General features: G+C 60.9%; 2 protein-coding genes. Both read left to right on the plus strand.

Annotation, left to right across the window (positions count from 1 at the left end; translation table 11 throughout):
* Positions 1–1222: AAA family ATPase (locus LQD11_RS15380; RefSeq protein WP_238618340.1), on the plus strand; the 1222-nt coding region annotated here is incomplete at its 5' end.
* A gap of 355 nt (positions 1223–1577) precedes the next feature.
* Positions 1578–1708, plus strand: a 131-nt coding sequence (locus LQD11_RS15385; RefSeq protein WP_238618341.1) for an AAA family ATPase, incomplete at its 3' end; no start/stop codon positions are given.

The raw sequence follows: 1708 nt of genomic DNA on the forward strand, positions 1-1708 counted from the left end.
TGAGCGTGAACGCCTGGGAGTATCACTGCAGCGCGAGACAGACATTGCAGGAGAGTTCTCCGCGCTGATTCGCCAGACGCACGCCCACTACGGACAGCGCGCCGTCGTACTCATCGACGAATACGACAAACCCATCCTCGACAACATTCTGGAACCGGAGCGTGCACGCGAACTGCGCGAAGGTCTCAAAAACCTCTACAGCGTACTCAAGGACGCCGACCCGCACCTGCATCTGGCGCTGATCACCGGCGTGTCCAAATTCAGCAAGGTCAGCCTCTTTTCGGGGCTCAACAACCTGCGCGACATCACGCTGCTACCGGAATACACCACGATCTGCGGGTATACCGACGAAGACGTCGACGCCGTGTTCGCCCCGGAACTACCCGGCCTGGACCGGGAGGCCATCCGCCAGTGGTACAACGGCTACCGCTGGGGCGGGCAGGAGGTCAACTCCGTCTACAACCCCTTCGATGTACTGCTGCTCTTGCAAAATCGTCAGTTCGGCCCCTACTGGTTCGAGAGCGCCACGCCCACCTTCCTGGTCGATGTCCTCAAGCAACGCGGGGTCTTCACCCCTTCGCTAGACCGGTGGGAGACAGAATACGAATTACTCAGCCAGTTCGATGTTGACAACATCAGCACCGACGCCCTGCTCTTCCAGACCGGCTACCTGACCATCAAGCAGATCAAGGAGCCCATGCTGGGTTACCGCCAGTACACCCTGGGCTTTCCCAACCACGAGGTGGAGACCAGCCTGAACCATGCGCTGCTCCCGTCACTGGGCGTCGAGAACGGCCCACGCGAACGCCGCACCCTGTTCAAGCACTTGCAGCGCCACGACCTGACGGGCCTGGAAACCCACCTCAAGGCCCTTTACGCCGGCCTGCCCCACGACTGGTATCGCAACAACCCCATTGCCCAGTATGAAGGCCACTACGCCAGCGTCTTCTACAGCCACTTCGCCGCCCTAGGGGTCCAGGTCACGGTGGAAGACGCCAGCCACCACGGCAAGGTGGACATGACCGTCGACTTCGGCGGCCACCTCTACCTGTTCGAGTTCAAGGTGGTGGAGCAGCTGCCCGAAGGCAAGGCCCTGGAACAGATCAAGCAAAAGGGCTATGCCGACAAATACCGGGCCACCGGCAAACCCATTCACCTGATCGGCGTGGAGTTCTCCCGGGAAAAGCGGCAGATCGTGGCATTCGATGTGGAAACGGCCTGAAAGCGACAATCTCGGGCATCACTCGTGGCCAAGGGCCGCTCCCACGGGAGCCACAGCCGCATCAGGGGCCAAGGGGCCACCCGGTAGGAACTGACCTGCCAGCGAAAAGCATGAATCCAAAGCCCCCGCCGTCATTCCCGCAAACCCGGGCCCCCCCCGCGGCATTCCCCCCACCGTCATTCCCGCGAAAGCGGGAATCCAGTGGCAGACCGAAGCCATGCACTGGACTCCCGCTTTCGCGGGAGTGACGATGATAGTGCCGATGACGGGATGGCGATGACAGTGGCAACAACGACCACCATCAGGGCCATGATAGACTGCCACCGGCACAAGACTTGTTCCCGGAGGGCCAGGCATGGCTGACCAACAGCGCCTCAGACTCCCCATCGGCATTCAAACCTTCTCCGAGATCCGTGAGGGGGGCTACTACTACGTGGACAAGACGTCGATCATCAAGCGCCTGGTCCACCAGAACAAGTATTACTT

Origin of the sequence: Ectothiorhodospira shaposhnikovii, assembly GCF_022227765.1 — a bacterium.
In the GTDB taxonomy this organism is placed as follows: domain Bacteria; phylum Pseudomonadota; class Gammaproteobacteria; order Ectothiorhodospirales; family Ectothiorhodospiraceae; genus Ectothiorhodospira.